Annotated in this window: 16 protein-coding genes; 4 read left to right on the plus strand and 12 right to left on the minus strand. The window is 44.0% G+C overall.

Features of this window, described 5'->3' with window-relative positions:
• Position 1: 1 nt before the first annotated feature.
• From ACQY3H_RS02480 to ACQY3H_RS02510, 7 genes are read right to left on the minus strand one after another with little or no spacing between them, the layout of a single operon-like run.
• Positions 2 to 409, minus strand: a complete 408-nt coding sequence (locus ACQY3H_RS02480; protein WP_428074512.1) for a GtrA family protein — start codon at positions 407 to 409, stop codon at positions 2 to 4.
• Positions 402 to 1,100 carry a glycosyltransferase family 2 protein gene (locus ACQY3H_RS02485; RefSeq protein WP_428074815.1) on the minus strand — a complete coding sequence of 233 codons (699 nt, stop codon included), beginning with the start codon at positions 1,098 to 1,100 and terminating at the stop codon, positions 402 to 404. The genes ACQY3H_RS02480 and ACQY3H_RS02485 overlap by 8 nt, the downstream gene beginning before the upstream one ends.
• 22 nt (positions 1,101 to 1,122) lie before the next feature.
• Positions 1,123 to 1,533 carry a capsular biosynthesis protein gene (locus ACQY3H_RS02490; protein WP_428074514.1) on the minus strand — a complete coding sequence of 137 codons (411 nt, stop codon included), beginning with the start codon at positions 1,531 to 1,533 and terminating at the stop codon, positions 1,123 to 1,125.
• A complete protein-coding gene (locus ACQY3H_RS02495) occupies positions 1,526 to 2,977 on the minus strand; it encodes a hypothetical protein (RefSeq protein WP_428074516.1) in 1,452 nt (483 codons plus the stop codon). Before ACQY3H_RS02495 ends, ACQY3H_RS02490 begins: the two co-directional genes overlap by 8 nt.
• Positions 2,952 to 3,866, minus strand: a complete 915-nt coding sequence (locus ACQY3H_RS02500; RefSeq protein ID WP_428074518.1) for a hypothetical protein — start codon at positions 3,864 to 3,866, stop codon at positions 2,952 to 2,954. The genes ACQY3H_RS02495 and ACQY3H_RS02500 overlap by 26 nt, the downstream gene beginning before the upstream one ends.
• Positions 3,829 to 4,629, minus strand: coding sequence for a glycosyltransferase family 2 protein (locus ACQY3H_RS02505; RefSeq protein WP_428074520.1), 801 nt, complete (start codon positions 4,627 to 4,629; stop codon positions 3,829 to 3,831). Before ACQY3H_RS02505 ends, ACQY3H_RS02500 begins: the two co-directional genes overlap by 38 nt.
• Positions 4,630 to 7,455: a hypothetical protein gene (locus ACQY3H_RS02510; RefSeq protein ID WP_428074522.1), complete on the minus strand. Its 2,826-nt coding sequence runs from the start codon at positions 7,453 to 7,455 to the stop codon at positions 4,630 to 4,632.
• 134 nt (positions 7,456 to 7,589) lie between these two features.
• Here ACQY3H_RS02510 and ACQY3H_RS02515 point away from each other — a divergent pair, with 134 nt between their 5' ends.
• From ACQY3H_RS02515 to ACQY3H_RS02525, 3 genes are read left to right on the plus strand one after another with little or no spacing between them, the layout of a single operon-like run.
• Positions 7,590 to 8,672, plus strand: coding sequence for an N-acetylneuraminate synthase family protein (locus ACQY3H_RS02515; protein WP_428074524.1), 1,083 nt, complete (start codon positions 7,590 to 7,592; stop codon positions 8,670 to 8,672).
• A gap of 1 nt (position 8,673) precedes the next feature.
• On the plus strand, positions 8,674 to 10,443 hold the full coding sequence (locus ACQY3H_RS02520; protein WP_428074526.1) for a thiamine pyrophosphate-binding protein: 1,770 nt from the start codon (positions 8,674 to 8,676) through the stop codon (positions 10,441 to 10,443).
• Positions 10,444 to 10,463: 20 nt separating this feature from the next.
• The gene (locus ACQY3H_RS02525; RefSeq protein ID WP_428074528.1) at positions 10,464 to 10,931 is read left to right on the plus strand and encodes a type IV pilin protein; all 468 of its coding nucleotides are present in this window, start codon (positions 10,464 to 10,466) and stop codon (positions 10,929 to 10,931) included.
• A gap of 75 nt (positions 10,932 to 11,006) precedes the next feature.
• Here ACQY3H_RS02525 and ACQY3H_RS02530 read toward each other — a convergent pair whose 3' ends face one another.
• Both ACQY3H_RS02530 and ACQY3H_RS02535 read right to left on the minus strand, forming a co-directional pair.
• Positions 11,007 to 13,220, minus strand: a complete 2,214-nt coding sequence (locus ACQY3H_RS02530; RefSeq protein ID WP_428074530.1) for a putative bifunctional diguanylate cyclase/phosphodiesterase — start codon at positions 13,218 to 13,220, stop codon at positions 11,007 to 11,009.
• A 2-nt stretch (positions 13,221 to 13,222) separates the two neighbouring features.
• Positions 13,223 to 13,744 (minus strand): hypothetical protein, encoded by a 522-nt coding sequence (locus ACQY3H_RS02535; protein WP_428074532.1) that lies wholly within the window; start codon positions 13,742 to 13,744, stop codon positions 13,223 to 13,225.
• A gap of 117 nt (positions 13,745 to 13,861) precedes the next feature.
• Here ACQY3H_RS02535 and ACQY3H_RS02540 point away from each other — a divergent pair, with 117 nt between their 5' ends.
• Positions 13,862 to 15,064, plus strand: a complete 1,203-nt coding sequence (locus ACQY3H_RS02540; protein WP_428074534.1) for a phosphopentomutase — start codon at positions 13,862 to 13,864, stop codon at positions 15,062 to 15,064.
• Between the two features lie 46 nt (positions 15,065 to 15,110).
• Here the strand turns inward: ACQY3H_RS02540 and ACQY3H_RS02545 are convergent, their stop codons facing one another.
• The 3 genes from ACQY3H_RS02545 to ACQY3H_RS02555 are packed head-to-tail and all read right to left on the minus strand — an operon-like array spanning position 15,111 to position 17,862.
• Positions 15,111 to 15,677: a type IV pilin protein gene (locus ACQY3H_RS02545; RefSeq protein WP_428074536.1), complete on the minus strand. Its 567-nt coding sequence runs from the start codon at positions 15,675 to 15,677 to the stop codon at positions 15,111 to 15,113.
• A 17-nt stretch (positions 15,678 to 15,694) separates the two neighbouring features.
• Positions 15,695 to 17,614 carry an NAD(+) synthase gene (locus ACQY3H_RS02550; RefSeq protein ID WP_428074538.1) on the minus strand — a complete coding sequence of 640 codons (1,920 nt, stop codon included), beginning with the start codon at positions 17,612 to 17,614 and terminating at the stop codon, positions 15,695 to 15,697.
• A gap of 38 nt (positions 17,615 to 17,652) precedes the next feature.
• The gene (locus ACQY3H_RS02555; RefSeq protein ID WP_428074540.1) at positions 17,653 to 17,862 is read right to left on the minus strand and encodes a heavy-metal-associated domain-containing protein; all 210 of its coding nucleotides are present in this window, start codon (positions 17,860 to 17,862) and stop codon (positions 17,653 to 17,655) included.
• Positions 17,863 to 17,942 lie beyond the last annotated feature (80 nt).

Genomic DNA, 17,942 nt, shown 5'->3' on the forward strand with positions numbered 1-17,942 from the left:
CCTACATCTTTTCAATCAATTGCTTTAAGACGAGAAAATTAAGCACTAGCGTAATGGGAGTAATGAGTATTTTAGCGGCTATGGCCAAGGCGGCTTGCGGTAATAATCCGCTTGCCAGCAATACCCCATGAATCCGTACCAGCAACCACGAAACGCTACACACAAGCACTATCTGATACAGTACATACAACACATATTTCACCCATAACGGCAGGGCACTGTGACTTTTGAAAATATAACGCGTGGAAAAAATAAACACAAAGGAAATACCGGCAAACGCCCCGCAGATGTTACACCAAAATAACGGTACGGCACAAAACGCCAGCAATGTATAGAGCGCAAAATCTAACAGCCACCCGATACCGCTAACACCTATAAAAATGCCACCTTGCCGTACTAATTTATTCATGTAGAAATTGCTCCAATTCTTCCGGAGTGCCTAACACGTGTACTTGCGAGGAAGGGATATCGGTAATATAAATTTTCCCGCCTTTTTGAAGTAAATAATCATACAACGGCGCCACGTATTTTTCCTTTAACGCTTGCGGGCGCGTGTAAAATTGGCGGTAGAGTTCTTCATACAATTTACACGTCTTAAAATAATAGGCTCCTAATGTACAATGATCGGAAATACGTTCTTTTTCTTTAATTTCCGCCACTTCCCCTTTATCATTTAACCGCACAAAACTCCAATGCGTTCCCGGGGCTTGGAAACAAGGAATAAAGCCGTCGCCTTTGAGTTGTGCGCTGTTCATCGCACCGGGCTGCACATACGTATCAATGTTATAAATCAGTAGCGCGTTTTCTGCCTTCCAATAGCGGGCGGCCAACAAGGCAGTAGTGGCTTGACCATCGGTTAATTGATCCAGCACAATAATTTGATAGGAAGAAATACCTAACAAAGTACACTTTTCGCGAATAAATTTTTCTACGTCGGTTTGTTCGTCCTTTAAGGCAATAAATGTATAGCGGCAGGCTTGCTCTTTGAAACCGTCCAAACTGATAAGCGCCCACTCAAAAAGCGTTTTGCCTTTGGCTTCAATCATATATTTGGGTTGACGGTATCCGCACGCCCGAAAGCGCGAGCCGATGCCCCCCATCGTAATGATGATTTCAAGATTTTTATTTGTCACACACATTCTCCGGCAAGCGGTCTGCGGCGCAAATTTTTTCCAATTGTTCGGGTGAGTTTTCTAAAAATTCGCGCGGGCGTACGGTACGGTCATCAATATAAAAACCCTTATGGCCGGGCCAAATTTTCCCATATATAATTTCATCATAGGGGATATCCCACTTTTCTAACCATTTGGTCAAAACAGCGGCCGTATATTTATTGATGAGCCCCAGATTACCGTTATAGGAATTCATATTGCGGGAAGTGTATAAGATAATTTTGGCGCCGTCCGCATGGCAGGCTTTCAGTTTTTCTACCATAGCGCTATACGGGACTAAATCTTCGTATTTTTGCTCCGGCTTTTTAATGGGGCACAATGTCCCGTCCACATCTATTACCAGCGAATAGCCCTTATACATATTGTTTAACCTCGTTTAATAGGTTTTGAATATTCAAGATAAACCCGAATACCTTGTACGGATTATCCATGTGTAGCGGTAGTAACGATAAAAATAACGAAATTTCATACACACGCACCGCCACATAATCAAACCCGTTTTGTTCTACTTTCTGTTGGAACAAGGCGCGGTAAGGGGCGTTATCAAACGGGATGTCTAATTCAAACTTTAACTGCTCGCCCAGTTTAATATCAAAAAGGCCGCTATTGAAAAAATCATACCGTCCGCAAATACAATGACTTAGTTTTGCTAAATCATAATACGGGTTTGTCCACATTTCTTCTTCGGTAAGAGCCCCTTTGGGATCAATAAATTTTAAGGTACGGGTTGACTTGTGATACAAGGCATTGGCAAACCCCGGGTCTCCGTGTCCGATCACTTGGCAGTTGGGAGCGCGCAGGTTTTTTTCCATTTGTTTTTTAAGGTCAAAATAAGCATCTACCAACTCATCCAAACGGACGTGGCCGGCCTCTAAAAATTGTGACAGTTTCGTATAAGCCGGATGCGCTTGTAATTGGATAGTCCGTTCTTTTACTTTATCCACATACAGGGCATCTGCCGTTTTTTGATACACTTGGGCCGAACACATACGGCGTGAACGCACGCTAAAAAAGTGGAAATACATATCCAAAATCGTTTCAAATTCTTCCGGTTCAATAGAACCATGTACCCATTTAATAGCCAAATCGGTCATATACAACCGTTCCATGGTGTAACTGGCTGTATCTTTATCTTCGCGATAGTTATACGGAAGAACGAACCAAGGTTTCATCTCGTCGGGCAACAAATGATAAAACGTATATTCTTTTTTCAATTTGTCTTTATCGGTAGAAGATTTAGTTAACGTATATTTTGTTTCGGTTAGTGTATTAAAATACCGTGCTTCAAAATTTCCCGTTAGACACGCTACTAACCGCGATACTTGTGCCAAATTGCTCACTCCTTCTATGGGAAACTCTTGATTAATATAGTTAACCGCATCCGAAGACGTTACTCCCGCCAACCGGTTTTTGCAAAAGGGCAAATAGGTTTTTACATCGGGAAACATCATACCTACCAGTTGTTTATCCGCGCACATTTTCCACGGAGAATCTATATAATTTAATTTTTGAAACGATAACAACGCTTTTTTCTCATCCGTAATAAACCAGTTGGAAAACAGGTGTAATACCCGCACATCTTCGCCGACAAACGGCTTTAACTGTTCTTCCACCGTCTCGTATTGCGTCGCCGCATCTATCCGTTTAATAATCGCACCGGGGAAACAGGTTTGCAACAGCCCCAGCACCGTTTCTTCCACGCGGCGGCGCCCGATGACCACTTCGGCAAAAGTTTTCGTGCCGATAATATCTTGCACCATTTCGTTTTTGACAATATCGTTATCGTAACAAATAATTATTCTCATAAATTTTCTCGCGTTTGAAAAATAATTTCCCGACTTGTAATAAAACATAAGTAATCGCTAATAAGACGATACTCAATGCTACAAATTCTCTAAGCGTAGGGCAGGGCCCGTTGGTAAGCGCGGCCGATAAATAGGACGTAATTTTAGCCGTTAATTGAGCAAAGGGTACGCTCTTGGAAACAATCCACAGGTTAATCAGTTCCATGCCCCATGCCAGCACGGATAAAGCATACAAGATAATTCCCCGGCCTTGTACGACACTTTTAACTTGCCGGTGAATATGCGCCAAAACATCTAAATATTTAAGATAACGCAGTGTGGACGGTGTGGCCGCTGCGGCCAAGTAATAATTCTTCCAAAAAGTGTAAAAGCCGGGGAAAATAAAATACGCTCCCAGCAAAACGGCCATAACAAATAAAAACAAACAAACCAATAGCCCCACCGAACTTTTGGCTAATAACCCCAATATCAAAAGCCAAGTAACTAACGCACTTAAATCCATAAAACGGTCTAACAAGACGATGATTGTTCCCTTCCAAAAATCTTTGAGTAAAACGCCGTAACAGTACATCCTAAAAAATTCGCCCAACTTATACGGCAACAGCAAACTAACCGGAGTCACCTTACAGTAAGTTTTGAGATATTCCCACGTATTGACCGGATTGCCGTACATCGCCAAATACAATCGCAGGGCTTTGATGATATGAACCCCCAATACGGTAAAAAACAAAGACAATAACCCCACCCTGCAGGACCCAAATAACGGTACCAAAACAGGTTGATAGGTTATCCCGAATACGATAAGCGCGCAAGCGAGTACCGCCGTATTGATAAAACAATACCAAAAACGATTATTTTTTCGTCGTGTTACAGATGATATCGGCTTCATACTTGTCAATAATACGAGTGCGGTGTTCCTGTTGCATGAAAGATTTTTTTCCCACTACATACGAGCATAGCATTTTAAGTACTGTAATGGCTTGGCTAGTTAATTTTACATTAGATACTTGGTCGGTTTCACGCCAGCAAATCGGGAAAAATTTTACCTTGTGTTTATAATAGGCAGAGCCCAATACCATGGCATAATTAAATAATAAACTATCGGGATATCGGCGGTAAAATTCATCTTTTAATATCGCCGTCTTATATACATTTAATCCGGATCCCAAATCATACACGTTACTTCCCGTTCCCAAAGAAAACAGCATATCATATACGCGGTTGCCAAACGTGCGGAACTTGGAATATCCTTGCAGTTTAGAACCTTTCATAAAACGGGCTCCCAAAAAACAATCGTACGCCTGATATTCGCCGGATTCCAAATACGGCAGCAAATTGGCAATATCTCCTTGATCGTCCCCATGCAACACAATGACATAATCAAACCCGTTTTTGCATGCGTATGCAAAAGCCACTTTATGCGATCCGCCCAACCCGTAATTATCTTTATTACGCAGTAGTGTAAGCGGCAGTTGCGGGTGAGACTTGGCAAACTCAATAACGGCTTGTTCTCCGTTATCGGTGCTGCGGTTATTAACCACTAAAATTTCTGTAATAAAAGATTGTATTTGCGGTGTAAATTGAGCAAGCACCCGCGTGATTTGTTTTTCACAATTATACATGGGAATAAATACAAGAATTTTAGGGTTCATTTAATGCACCTCACGAAGTTTAAGAAATTCTATCTTTTTTACAGGCGGCAAGTCTGCCGGTAACGCATTGTCCGTCACTCGAATTTGCAAAGAGGAATGGTCATTTAACAGCCAATGCGCCACGGCCCCTAACGGAATAAGTAATTTCCCCTTATCCATCCCGCTAAATAATTTATGATTTTCTCCGGACTCATCTGTCCAACTTATTTCCACGCGGCGTTGCGGATTGTAATTCTTTTTAACAAAATACTTGGCAAATCCTAAATTAGTCGGTAATTTATGCCAACCCGCCATATCATAAAGAGCATATTCAAAAGATTGGTCTTGCCCGTCAAATTCTATATACATAAAATCAGCATCGTCGCCGTAGAGCGGCTTGGAAAAATGGATTTGCAGACTATTTGATAACACTTTTGTTTCAAATGACACTTGCGGTGTTGAAAATATCGGCCGAAGCGATTTTATGGATTGCCCCCAAGCCGCAAATGTTTTATTGACAAACAAATCTTTACCATAAGGCAACAAACGGTGTCGTTGCAAAATTTGTTCGGTAGAAACGGAACCGTCATTAGGACGAAAAACATTTCTGGCTGGGTCATAGACATAGTTTTTACCTGTTATCAAATAATGATTAAGTAATGCCGTGGTCTCTTGTGCAGCGTCAAAGCCTTTTATTGTCATCGGTTCAAGTACAGATGATCCTTTAATATCTTGCGCATAATAGAGCCCAAATACGGATAAACCGAAATAGGGAAAAGGCAATTTCGGTTGCAAGGATTCCTGTTTCAAAAAATCTCCAGTAGTTTTTTTAACAAACCCTTGCCCGGCTTTGTTCAATTGTAATGGTTCCAGTTGGACGGTATCTTCCGATAACGTTATATACGGTTGTAATTTTTTCGTTTCCGTCAATATCCCCCAAGAATAAGAAAAAAATGGCACACATAAAGCCAACCCTATGAGTATCTGTTTTATCTTTATAGTACGCCCATACTGCAATACATAGACCACAAACATAACCGCCATCGCACTAAATATGCCAATATTCCGGGCAAACAAAGAATTAGTATCTAACCGTACCATGGTATAAGAAAAAGCAACAAGCGGCAAAATTACCAGTGACAAAACGATACATCCATCGCGTACCTGCACCCTATTTATTTTTTCATACTTATTCAAGTGAAATACATAAAGAGCAAAAGCAAATCCCCCCCATACCAATACCGCCGGAAATAAGAATGTAAACAAATATCCAACCGACAAACGTATGCCCAAAGGGGCAAACAAAACTATTGGAAAAGAAAATTGCTGTCCAAAGCGCGAAATACCGTCGGCCAATACGGTCTGAGCGGCCATCGCACGAATGTGGTGAAAGGTTCCCTGCAACCAAGGCACCGCTAGCAACACAGGAAGGAAACAAATGCACCACTTAAGTAAAAAACCGTTCTTTTGACTTTCCTTGCGTAATTGCCCGGAAGTAATAAACGTAATAATTTGATAAATTCCCAAGGGGGCAAAAGCCAAACATACCGCCGCCCCATATACAGGATAATAAAGTCCGTGAAACAAACTGGTTAATAACCAAACTTTAAGCCATAGATTTCTGTTTTCTATGAGTTTAGGCCAGGAGAGCAGTAACATAATCGGCAAGATAAATAAACTACGGTTTATATATACCGAACTTCCACCGATAAACACAAGAGCGATTAAAAACAGCGAAGTATTTTTTAGGTACAACTTCAACAAGCCAAGTACTAATACAGAAATGATCCATAAAAATAAAGTCTCTGTTATATAATAATGCGAAAGAAGCCCCGCTCCCATCCATTCAAAAAAAGCCCCTTGCACAACAGAGTACATCCCTGATACGGGAATATAGTGCACAAAGGCTTTTTGACCCATTTGGAACAATTGATGAAACCCGATAATGTTTTCAAAGGGGTGATGTAAATCTACCGGGATTTGTAATCCCTTAGAAGAACTCACTAAAAATCCGGCTATTGCCACGTACACCCCAAATGATAAAATTTGATTTAAGGTAGCCGGAGTGTGCCAATATTTTTTCAGATTGGCTATCCCCGATATAATTAACCCCGCCATCACCCCATATACAAATAGACGTATGCGCAGCAGCGGCTTAACGGTAACAATTTCCCCATTTAACAAATAACGGTCCGCCACATAAACTAAAAGCAGTGCAGGTAAAATAATTTGCATAATTAAGACACTTTTTTGAAAAAGTACAGATTTATAAGAAGGACGTAAGCATATTACACAAATACTTATCAAAGCAACAATTGCAGGGGAATGTTTATTAATCGTATGCGTTCCCCCAAACCATGCATACAACATATACAATGCATATACTGTAAAAATAGATAGAAAGAAGAAAATCATGTCATCTATAAGATGTTCCTTATCACGCCAAGAAGCAATACATACAAGCAAAAAAAATGAGAAAATATCAAATTTGAGTTTACCGACTACAAGTATGGAATAAATCATTATACAACTCACTATCCCCACGATAAACCGCTCCACACTAATAGTTTTACCTGGGGAATCGGTGAATTTAGCATTATAAGGCCCATACATATAATAACCCATATATACTAGTAAACCGGCCAATGACAAGAAATAAATTAAAAACATCTCCGCAGATTTATTGGAAAGGACTTGAGATGTCCATTCGACAATGATATCTGTATATACTTGCGGCTGATTGCCTGTAACGGCTAAAAAGATAAGCGTAAACAAAGCGCCGGCTACGGTCATGAGCCCTAAAAACCCGGCCGGACGAAGTGATTTGATTTTTTGGGGAAAAGACATAAAAAACACTCCGATACCGTTTTTGATTATATCATTTTTTCTCTTCCTTCCGCAAAACGTCTCAGATTTTTCCTGCGAATTACAACCCGGCGCGGCTGCAATATGTTATGATAAGTGATATAAGGAGAATCGCCATGAAAAATAAAATTTTTGAAGATTTGTTTGTATTAGAACTTGCCAATAACCACTGGGGGCATGTGGAACGCGGGTTAAAAATCATTGAAAACTTTTCACAGATTGTCCGCTTTAATAACGTCCGCGCGTCCATTAAATTACAATTTCGCGACGTAGATACCTTTATTCACCAAGATTTCAGAGACCGCCAAGATATCCGCTACATTAAAAAAACCATGGCGACTAAAATGGATATCAAACAATACCAACTGCTCGTAGATGCTATACGCAAAAGCGGTTGTATCCCCATGGCGACTCCGTTTGATGAATATTCGGTAGATACGTGCGTTAAATTGGGCGTAGCGATTATTAAAATTGCCAGTTCCGACTTAAACGACTGGATCTTAATTGAAAAAATTGCCACCACCCGCAAACCCGTTATCGTATCCACCGGGGGCAGTTCCCTTAAAAATATTGATGATTTGGTAACCTTCTTTGAGCACCGCGATATTCCGCTGGCCATTAACCATTGTGTCAGTGTGTATCCATCGGAAAAAGAAGAATTGGAACTCAACCAAATTGACTTCTTAAAAAACCGCTATCCGGGACACGTCATTGGTTTTTCCACCCATGAATATAACGAGCGTTTGGAAGAATCTATCCAAATGGCCTACGCCAAAGGCGCACGCACCTTTGAGCGGCACATTGATATTGATGCGGATAATATTCCGGTTTCCCCTTATTGTTCGTTGCCTCAAGATATTGATCGTTGGATAAAAGCCTATCAACGAGCGGTTATTTGTTGCGGTCACAGTCCGGACACCAAACACTTGCCCGCCCGCAAAGAAATTACCTATTTAGATGCACTTGTGCGCGGCGTATATGCGCGGTGGGATTTACCCAAAGGGCATAAACTGACCGACGATGACGTCTATTTGGCTATTCCATTACAAAAAGGCCAAATTTCCTGTCGGGAACTGATGCGCGGCGAAGTGTTACTGTCCGATATCAAAAAAGACGAACCTATTAAAATCGACCAGATTGACAGTCCCTACGCTCATAACGAAAGCCTAAAACGATTGATTGAAGAACGCGGGTTATAATATGAAATTATCCGATTATTTAGTTAAAAAACTAGAGCAATACGGTGTGCGCCGTACCTTTATGATAACAGGCGGCGGAGCCATGCACTTAAATGATAGTTTCGGACAAAGTAAAAAAATTCATTTGCTTTTTAATCATCATGAACAAGCCGCCGCTATTGCGGCCGAAGGGTACGCACGCGCCACGGGGAAATTGGCCGTTGTATGCGTAACGACCGGCCCGGGCGGGCTTAACTGCTTAAACGGAGTGTTTGGCGCGTGGACGGACAGCGCCCCCATTTTATTTATTTCGGGCCAAGTAAAAACTTCCACCACGTTAGCCTCTTGTCCGCAACTTCCGTTGCGCCAACTGGGTGACCAAGAAACCGATATTATCAGCGTGGTCACTCCGCTCACCAAATTTGCACGTACCGTTACCGATCCGCAAGATATTGATGCCGTGTTGGATGAAGCCATTTTTCACGCCACGACCGGACGCCCCGGCCCGGTATGGGTAGATATTCCTATCAATGTGCAAGCCGCACAAATTAACGAAAAGAAATTAAAAAAATTTCGCACGCCCGCAAAGAAAAAGCAAGTGTCAATACTCCCTTGCAAGAAGGCCGCCACTTGGCTGACAAACGCCAAAAAGCCGCTTGTGGTCGTCGGGCATGGGGTGCGGTTAAGCGGCGCGCAAAAATTATTAGATACATTTTTGCGGCAAACCAAAATTCCCGCAGTAACTACATTTAACGGATTTGATTTAGTGGCGGACGATTGCCCGAACTTCGCCGGACGTATTGGCACGGTCGGGCAGCGTGCGGGGAATTTTACGTTGCAAAATGCAGACGTCATTTTGTTTTTGGGTACGCGCAACAACATTCGGCAAGTAAGTTATAATTGGGAAAATTTTGCCAAAAACGCCCAGAAAATCGTCGTAGATATTGATCCGGCCGAATTACAAAAACCCACCGTCAAACCCGATTTACCGATTTGTGCCGATGTTAAAAATGTACTGGAAATTTTGATCCGTATGCTTAAAAAACCGCTCGGCACAGACGCGTGGAGAAAGCATTGCCAAAAGTTACGGCATGAATTTTTACCGTTGCAAGAATTTACCTTCCGCCCCACGGACAAAATACACCCGTATTTATTTATAGACGAACTCAGCCGCCAAACGCCGCCCGACACCTTGTTGGTCGCTTCCAACGGCACGGCTTGCGTAGCGTTGTTTCAAGCGGTCAAACTGAAAAAAGGCCAACGGGCATTTTTGAATTCCGGTTGTGCGTCCATGGGCTATGGCTTGCCTGCCGCTCTCGGGGCGTGCGCAGCCACCAATAAACCCGTCGTCTGTTTGGAAGGGGATGGCAGTATTATGATGAATTTGCAAGAATTGCAAACGGTTAAAACAAATAAATTACCGCTTAAAATTTTTGTGCTAAAAAACGGCGTCTATAAATCTATTATTCAAACGCAAACTAATTTTTTCAAAGGCCGTTTGACCGGGTGTAATGCCCAAAGCGGCGTAGAAGTACCCGATTTCGTGCAGGTTGCTAAAGCCTTCGGCTTACCGGCCGTACGTTTGCAAAAAAACCGAGATTTGAAAAAAGGCATTGCGCGCGTATTGGCTGCCAAAGGCCCTATCGTGTGCGAAGTGGATTGCACCGAAGATTATATTTTCTCGCCCAAATTATCGGCGCGTAAATTACCCGACGGCACGATGATTAGCCCGACGTTGGAAGACATGTTTCCGTTCTTACCGCGCGAAACGTTTGAAAAAGCAAAGATGTAAAAACGAAAAAGGAAATTCCTATGAAAAGCAATAAAGCATTTACACTTATTGAATTATTAGTGGTCGTGCTCATCATCGGCATACTTGCCGGAGTTGCGTTGCCGCAATATCAAAAAGCAGTAACAAAAACCCGTTATGCCACCTTAATGCATTTGACGGAAAGTATTTACGAGGCCGAACAAGTTTATCATATGGCTAACGGAACTTATGGCGATTTTGACGTATTGGATGTAGATATCCCCCACAATTCTTCCAGCGCGCCTACCAGACGTCAGATTAACGGAGATGTTTTCTGCACAATAGAACTATCTACGCAGTATATTTATTGTCATAACAGCAAGTATCATTTATCGTACTTGCGTCTGTTTTACAACACGAACCGCTACTGCATCCCGTATAATAACAATGCGATGGCTACCAAAATTTGCAAGCAGGAAACAAACGGTGCTACCGCCGATGCAAGTACCGGCTGGTATCTTTATCCTTAATTTCTTAAACAACTCAAAAATAAACGGTGTTAACTTTTTAGTTAGCACCGTTTATTTTGTGTAATAATCCGTATTTTATTTCAGCAACTTTTCAAAATCTTCCACCGTAACCGGGCGCGAGAAATAATACCCTTGTGCCAAATCGCACCCGATTTCACGCAAGAATTTCATTTGTTCTTCCGTTTCCACGCCTTCGGCTACAACGGTAGCATCAATAGATTTAATCATTTCCACCGCTCCGCGTACTACTTTGCGCGCAGTAGAATTTTGTTGTTCGCAGCCGCTGATAAATTCTTTATCCAGTTTAATCGTATCAAACTGTAAACTCTTCAGCACGTTCAGCGACGAATACCCGGAACCGAAATCATCCATCGCCACCGAGAAGCCTTTATTATGCAACCCGCGCACTACATTCTGCGCCAGTTCACGGTTACTTAAGATGACGCTTTCGGTCAGTTCCACTTCCACCAAATGATGCGGCACTTTGTAATTATCCACAATATGCGTCATCTGCGGAATATAGCGCGAATCATTTAAGTGCAACCGTGAAAAATTGACGGCTATGGGCACTTGCCGTTTGCCTTCCTGTTGCCATTTGGCCAAATGTTTAGCCACTTGCTCCAAAATAAACATATCCAGTTTCAAAATAAATCCGTTACGCTCAAACAAAGGGATAAAATCATCGGGCCGCACCACACCGCGTCCGTTGTGATTCCATCGCACCAACGCCTCGGCTCCTTCCATTTTCCCGGTTTGGAAATCGTATTTAGGTTGCAACATCAGCACAAACGAGCCGTCGGCAAGGGCTTGTTCCATCGCGTTTTCCAACTGACGTTCTTGCACGATACGCAAACGTTCTTTTTCGTCATAGAATTGAATAAATTCTTTGGGGGTACGTTTGGCATTTTCCAACGCCAAGTGGGCGCGGTCCATCGCCATATAGAAGGGAACTTCCTGTGTAATTTCATACACGCCGAACACACCGTCCACCATTACGCACGAATCAATGCTCGTGCAATCACGCCGGATAAGCGATAACAGTTTGGTCAACCGCGCACGCAATTCGTGGCGATCTTCAAACGCCAAAAGTAATACAAAGTTATCGGCGAAATTGCGGCAAACAAATTCGTTAGGCATCAGTTTCTCGCGGAAGATATGCGACGCTCGTTTTAATACCAAATTACCGCGCTCAAAGCCGAGCATATCGTTAATAACTTTGAATTTTAACATGTCAAAAATCACTAAGGCGGCATGATTATTTAAGGCTTGCAACCGACGGGAGAACAATACCGTCATCCGGTTTAAGTTATCGGATCCCGTGAGCGGATCGACAAACGCCGTATTAAAAAGTTGGCGATTGCTGTACGAACGCAGGCCGAGCATGTATAACCCCAAGGCGCCGAATAGCAAGAAGATAAACATAAACAAACCGAAGGTGATCCACGCCACACGTTGGGTTTGCTCTTGAATAAAATCAGTCGGCAAGACGGCTAGTAAATACCAATCGTTTATCGGCAACGCTTCGCCATAGAGCAAGCGGTATTGGCCGTCCAACTGATAGCGCATAAATACTTTTTCGCCCTGTTCAATATGCATACGCAACCGGGCCAGAGAGTGCCCTTTGACAAATCCCGCCCGCTCTAATACCGTATAGACATTGTCAAACGGCACGGTACGGCCGGACGTTTCTACCGTCCCGTCACGCGCAATTACTAACGCGTTACTGTTATCGCCTAACGAAGAAAGGGTAAGCGCCGCGCGGTAGCGCTCGGTCGGGATGAGCGCGAACAGCGCGCCCACCGGCGTCATGCCATCGTGCAAAGAAGCGGCTTGCACAAATACACTTTTGTTACTGGTGGGATCCTGTTGACGGGCCGAAACGAACGTATCTTGATCCAAGGCCCGAATCAGCACGTCTTTTTGCCACGACTCATCTAACGAATCGGGGCGGGCGAGCATAGCGTTTTCGTCGCTTAACGGGATAATACCTAAATTTTCAAACTCGTTATATTTAACTTGCAGGTGTAAAAACCGTTCCAATTTTTCCGTTTCGTTCCACGGGTAACTGGCTTGTACCGTCAGGGCGATCGTATCCACTACCCGTTGGTCGGCTTCCACGGCGCGGCGGAAGTTCTCGGCGGTTTCACTTGTTTCTGCGATAACGTTGGCCGTTGCATCGCGTTCAATAAGCGTACCGATATAATGCCAATAAAAGGCCACGCCGGCACTCATCCCAACGATAACTACCAAAAACAATGCCAACAGTACCATCAGCGAAATACGTTTCATAATTAAGCCCGTCCTTTCGGTGCGTTTGTTTGTTGTGCGCGGAAAAAACCTATCACCTGTTGCGAATAAGCAAAAAACGGATAAAACGGGTTATCAGTTTTGCGCGCATCCTGCTCACTAAGTTCAACATGAAATAAATTTTCTTTGGAAACCGCAAACAACCGCACTTGTCCGGGGCTCGTCGGTAGCGGCAATTCTTCCCCCAACGAAACACGTTGCATTTGTGCCGTCAATTTGCTGGCATGCGCTAGCATATGTGCGGCGGCATCTTGCAACGGTGCGTTATCATGCCCGCCGATAAAACCGCCGATACCGCTTTGACTGTTATTTTCAAAATACAAACTGCTGTCCCCGAGCGAATTGGTGGCTACAAAAATATGTTTGGTTTGTACGCCGTCAGTTACCGCCATTTCCACACCGGCCACGCAAATTTTATCCGCGCCCAGTTCCATCACGCCTTTGCGGTTTTCCAAATTATTAACGTCCAACCAAAAAGCACGCATATTTTTATAGGCTTGTTTCATACGGTTTTTCCTTTGCATAAATGATATCATTTTCGCCGACTTTTTTACTGAAAATTTCGCATTACATAATTGCGTGGTTTTGGGTATAATAAAAAGAAAAGCCGTACAGGGGGTATTATGAAAAAACGTGCTGTAATTTTGATGATGGACTCTTTCGGCATCGGCAATGCCGAGGACGCCGCCCAATTTCACGACGAAGGGGCCGATACTTTGGGGCATATCGCTACCAAACGCGGGCACTTAAATTTACCGAATTTAGCCGCGCTGGGGTTATTCAAAGCGGCTCAGGCCTCTACCGGCAAAGAAGTACAAGCCGGGCCGCAAACCGCAGCGAAAGTGAATCTGCCGTCCAAATACGGATTTATGCGAGAAATCAGCCGTGGGAAAGATACGTCGTCGGGCCATTGGGAGATGGCAGGATGCCCCGTTGATTTTGATTGGGGATACTTCAAACCCGATTATCCGTCTTTTCCGCAAGCACTTGTAGATGAAATTTGCGCCAAAGCCAAATTGCCCGGCATTTTAGGCAACAAAGCCGCGTCGGGAACGGCTATTATTGAAGAATTAGGCGAAGAACATATCAAAACCGGAAAACCGATTTGCTATACGTCGGCAGATAGTGTGTTTCAAATTGCCGCGCACGAGAAATATTTCGGCCTGGATAATTTGTACCGCGTGTGCGAAGTTGCCTTTGAATGTGTTAAACCTTATAACATTGCGCGCGTGATTGCGCGTCCGTTTGTGGGCGAGAAAAAAGGTGAATTTCAACGTACTAAAAATCGCCACGATTATTCCGTTACGCCGCCGCACGCTACCGTATTAGACGCTATTAAAAATGCGGGCGGAAGTGTCATCTCCGTCGGAAAAATCAGCGATATTTTTGCTAAACAAGGCATTACCAAAGCCGTCAAAGCATCCGGGTTGGAAGAATTATGGAACGTTACTTTACAAGAAGCAAAAACCGCACCGGACTTTAGCGTAGTATTTACCAACTTCGTTGATTTTGATATGGTGTGGGGCCACCGTCGCGACGTGGAAGGATATGCTAAAGGGTTAGAATATTTTGATACGCGCTTGCCCGATTTGGCCGCCCAACTGGATGAAAACGATATCGTTTTTATTACCGCCGACCACGGATGCGATCCCACTTACACAGGTACCGATCACACGCGCGAACACGTACCGGTAATTATGTTCGGTAAAAATGTAAAGCCGCAGTTTATCGGCAGACGCGATACGTATGCGGACCTTGGGCAGACGTTGGCTGATTATTTCAAGTTGCCGCCGCTGGCTGTTGGAAAAAGTTTTTTAGATAAGTAACAAAAAACCCCCGGCTACTCACCGGGGGTTTTTAAATACAATCTATTTATTCAAACCAATCGTAATCATACAACGCACGGACAAATTGTTTTCCCATCACCTTGCTGCAAAATCTTCCGCGCGTAGTATCCGGTATAGACACGGCATTGCCTGTATATTCCACACAATACAATGTATTGCCGTCAAACGCCCCGCTTGTATCTTTGATATAGGCAACCCCTGTACATGGATATTTCCCTTCCGTGAACACACCAAATACATCATTCCATCTGTTGGGGCTTTTTCCGATAACAATGGCATATCCTTTGCCTTCTTTTTTAGTAATTCCCGAACCAATGGCTAGCGCGCATGCCGTACCGGTTTTATCTTGCAACGGCAAATCTACATCCAACACTTCAAAATTGTCCGGCCATTCTCCGTTGGCCATTTCATAACTATGAGCCGCCGTAGCCACCGCCGATACTGCTGTGTATAATTGTGCCGCACGTGATTTTGCTACCGCTTTTTGATATTGCGGCAAGGCCACTCCTGCCAAAATGCCGATAATTAGCACAACAACTAATAATTCTATCAGCGTAAAACCACTTAAACATCCCCTTAAATTATTCTTCATATAATTTCTCCTTTAAGTTATTTCATGTGTTCAAGTTCGTCTAGCCACAACGCACACGAAGCATCGCTGGGCATGCGCCAATCGCCACGCGGAGAAAGGCCCACGCTTCCCACTTTTGGTCCGTCTGCAGAGCAAGAACGCTTAAACTGTTGGGCAAAAAAGCGACGCATAAAAACCGTCAGCCATTTTTTAATAACCGCGGATGTAAATTTCCCCTTAAACGCATACGTAGCCAAGTGAAAAATTTTCTCCGGCCCAAAACCGTTACGTACGAAATGATACAAGAAGAAATCATGCAATTCATACGGGCCGACAAGGTCTTCCGTTTTCTGTGCGATTTTTCCTTTTTTATCGGCCGGGAGCAGTTCGGGGCTGATCGGTGTATCCAGCACGTCTTCCAACACACGGCGCACCGCGTTTGTTTCTTGCGCACTGATCCAAGTTACCAACGAACGCACCAGCGTTTTGGGCACACCGGCATTTACACCATACATAGACATATGGTCACCGTTATACGTGGCCCAACCCAACGCAAATTCCGACAAATCACCCGTCCCTACCACTAGGCCGCCCGTTTCGTTAGCCAGATCCATCAATATTTGCGTGCGCTCACGCGCTTGGGCATTTTCGTACGTTACATTTTTGATTTTCTCGTCGTGCCCAATATCTTTAAAATGTTGTAAGCACGCTTGTTTAATACTGATTTCGCGTTGCGTGATACCTAAATTTTTCATCAAAGACAGTGCGTTTTGATACGTCCTGTCCGTCGTGCCGAAACCGGGCATTGTTACGCCGGTAATATTTTTGCGCGGCAAGCCCAATTTATCAAAGGCCCGCACCGTAATAAGCAACGCAAGCGTGGAATCTAACCCACCGCTTATACCAATAAATGCGGTCTTGGCGTGTGCAGCCACTAGGCGACTGGCCAATCCGGTTACTTGTATATTTACCGCATCTTGGCAATGTTCCGCCAGTTGCAACCCTTGCGGCACAAACGGCAAAGCAGCAAGCGGACGCGTGAGCGAAAACGGTTTTTGCAATACATAATTTCCGTCGGAAACTACTAAATACGGTTCGTTAGCGTCTTGCGCGCAATCGGCGCGAAACGCGGAAGAAACAGCCCGGCGGTTGCGCAAACGTTCCACATCAATTTCCGTACTGATTAATTGCGATTTAGCAGCAAACCGTTCCGCGCACGCAAGCGGTTCGCCGTTCTCATAAATAAATGCATTTCCGTCAAATACAAAATCGGTGGTAGATTCGCCAAACCCACTATTTACATATATATACCCGCACAGACAACGCGCCGATTGTTGCGCAACCAATTCGTGCGTGTACTTATCTGCCGCAACCAAAGCAGGGCGGGCCGATAAATTGCAAATAATCTCTGCCCCTTGGAAGGCGGCAAACGAAGATGGCGGTACGGTTGCCCATAAATCATTACCGATTTCCACCCCGATTTTTACCCCGTTCACTTCTATTACTTGTTGAATCGTGGCGGGAACCATTTGTCCGCACAGGCCGACTTCACTTTCCCCCCACTCGGCTCCGCTGACAAACCAGCGTTTTTCTTCGTCGGATAAATAGATTTTAGGCAAAACGCTTAACACGCTTCCGCGGTAGCACACCGCCGCCGCATTTAATAAGGCATTGTCCGCACGAACCGGAAGCCCTACCATAAACACAAGCGGTAATGTTTGCGTACGGTTGAGCAATTGCGCCAGTTCCAATTCGGCTCGTTCAATCAGGGACGGCTTCAAAAACAAATCGCCGCAAGTAGAACTTGTTATGCCTAACTCGGGGAACACAACCATTTCCGCTTGTTCTTTAACGGCTTGGCGCAATAATTTTTCCGTTTGCGCCGTATTGAAATTAACATCGGCTACTTTGACGGCAGGAACCGCTGCGGCTACTTTTACAAAACCATATTTATCCATAAAAAGGCCTCTGTGTGTTATTTTTTATATTGTAGTAATTAGTCGTGTATAGCCACAACCTCATATCCGGCATTTTGAACGGCTTGCAGAAGCACCTCGTCGGGCACCGGCTCTGCCGCTTCTACCAAGGCCGTTTTATGGGCCAAATCTACTTGCGCCCGCACCCCGGCAATAGCATTTAAGGCACGCGCCACATGCGCGGCACAATGGCCGCAACTCATACCTTCAATCACAAGCGTTTTTCGCATAATAAAGGGTCTCCCGGTTTGTCCACTGTATCAAATTTTCCCTTATAATTAGTATACTATTTGATTAGGAGAAATGCGCG

Source organism: Candidatus Avelusimicrobium luingense (assembly GCF_902757105.1).
GTDB lineage: Bacteria > Elusimicrobiota > Elusimicrobia > Elusimicrobiales > Elusimicrobiaceae > Avelusimicrobium > Avelusimicrobium luingense.

Coding starts and splice junctions, on each gene's coding strand:
- ACQY3H_RS02520 (WP_428074526.1), top strand. CDS start 8,674: ATGAAATTATCCGATTATTTAGTTAAAAAACTAGAGCAATACGGTGTG.
- ACQY3H_RS02485 (WP_428074815.1), bottom strand. CDS start 1,100: ATGGGGGGCATCGGCTCGCGCTTTCGGGCGTGCGGATACCGTCAACCC.
- ACQY3H_RS02510 (WP_428074522.1), bottom strand. CDS start 7,455: ATGTCTTTTCCCCAAAAAATCAAATCACTTCGTCCGGCCGGGTTTTTA.
- ACQY3H_RS02525 (WP_428074528.1), top strand. CDS start 10,464: ATGAAAAGCAATAAAGCATTTACACTTATTGAATTATTAGTGGTCGTG.
- ACQY3H_RS02515 (WP_428074524.1), top strand. CDS start 7,590: ATGAAAAATAAAATTTTTGAAGATTTGTTTGTATTAGAACTTGCCAAT.
- ACQY3H_RS02500 (WP_428074518.1), bottom strand. CDS start 3,866: ATGAAGCCGATATCATCTGTAACACGACGAAAAAATAATCGTTTTTGG.
- ACQY3H_RS02530 (WP_428074530.1), bottom strand. CDS start 13,220: ATGAAACGTATTTCGCTGATGGTACTGTTGGCATTGTTTTTGGTAGTT.
- ACQY3H_RS02505 (WP_428074520.1), bottom strand. CDS start 4,629: ATGAACCCTAAAATTCTTGTATTTATTCCCATGTATAATTGTGAAAAA.
- ACQY3H_RS02490 (WP_428074514.1), bottom strand. CDS start 1,533: ATGTATAAGGGCTATTCGCTGGTAATAGATGTGGACGGGACATTGTGC.
- ACQY3H_RS02495 (WP_428074516.1), bottom strand. CDS start 2,977: ATGAGAATAATTATTTGTTACGATAACGATATTGTCAAAAACGAAATG.
- ACQY3H_RS02545 (WP_428074536.1), bottom strand. CDS start 15,677: ATGAAGAATAATTTAAGGGGATGTTTAAGTGGTTTTACGCTGATAGAA.
- ACQY3H_RS02555 (WP_428074540.1), bottom strand. CDS start 17,862: ATGCGAAAAACGCTTGTGATTGAAGGTATGAGTTGCGGCCATTGTGCC.
- ACQY3H_RS02535 (WP_428074532.1), bottom strand. CDS start 13,744: ATGAAACAAGCCTATAAAAATATGCGTGCTTTTTGGTTGGACGTTAAT.
- ACQY3H_RS02540 (WP_428074534.1), top strand. CDS start 13,862: ATGAAAAAACGTGCTGTAATTTTGATGATGGACTCTTTCGGCATCGGC.
- ACQY3H_RS02480 (WP_428074512.1), bottom strand. CDS start 409: ATGAATAAATTAGTACGGCAAGGTGGCATTTTTATAGGTGTTAGCGGT.
- ACQY3H_RS02550 (WP_428074538.1), bottom strand. CDS start 17,614: ATGGATAAATATGGTTTTGTAAAAGTAGCCGCAGCGGTTCCTGCCGTC.